1 protein-coding gene is annotated in these 903 nt (G+C 60.6%); it reads left to right on the top strand.

Annotated elements, in window-relative coordinates; all coding sequences use genetic code 11:
* The coding region (locus NW820_RS12810) for a four-carbon acid sugar kinase family protein (RefSeq protein WP_414407693.1) at nt 1-822 on the top strand (822 nt) is incomplete at its 5' end.
* Nucleotides 823-903: the final 81 nt, after the last annotated feature.

Below are 903 nucleotides of genomic sequence, written 5' to 3'. Positions count from 1 at the left end.
CAGGGGCGGATCCGGGCTGACCAAGTGGAGCGATTTACCCTGGAGCAGATTCGCTCTGGCTGTTTGCCGCGGCTGCTGGCCTTGCAGGGGAATATCTGCTGTGTAGTGGATGGAGAAACTCAAGCGGATCTGGATCGGTTTGCCCAAGATGTTTTGGCGGCAGCCTCTCAAGGCAAACGCTTTTTGTTTCGCAGTGCCGCCAGCCTCCTGACGGCTCTGGCCCAGTTGCCGCCACAACCCGTTCCCCCGGAACAGATGGGGCAGTTTGTTCGCTCCTCTCAACCGGGGGTGGTGATCGTGGGATCCCATGTGCAAAAGTCCAGCCAGCAGTTGGCCCGCCTTCTGCAGGAGCCTGAAACCCAAGGCATCGAGGTGGAGGTGAGGCGACTATTGGATCCCGACGCGGAGCTGCTGCCTGGGATCCTGGCCCAAGTTCACAGCGCCTATGAGCAGGGTCTGACGCCGGTGGTCTACACCAGCCGAGAGGAACTGACTTTTGAAAAGGACGCCGTAGAAATGCGCCTGGCTTTTGGACAGAAGGTTTCGCGGTTGTTGATGGGCGTGGTGCAGGGGCTGCCAGAAGGGATCGGCTATCTCATCAGCAAGGGCGGCATCACCTCCAACGACACCCTCAGCACTGGCCTCGACTTGCCGGCGGTGCGTCTGCTGGGGCAAGTCTACCCTGGGATCTCGATGGTGATCACCCCGTCCGATCATCCCCGCTTTCCCAACCTGCCGGTGGTGTTGTTTCCGGGCAATGTCGGCGAGGCGGATACGCTGCTTTTGCTCCACCGTCGCCTCAAAAGTCGGGGCTTGATTTAGGGTGAAGAGGATGGTCTTGTGGGTTCCTCCTGCCGATGGCTGAAGTTGTCCCCCCGCCGGAAGCCTTGCCCGCCTCGGATG

The organism is Synechococcus sp. R55.7 (assembly GCF_047461955.1).
Classification (GTDB): domain Bacteria; phylum Cyanobacteriota; class Cyanobacteriia; order Thermostichales; family Thermostichaceae; genus Thermostichus.
Note: the sequence above shows the minus strand (reverse complement) of the source record. Positions and strands in the feature narration are given on the sequence as shown.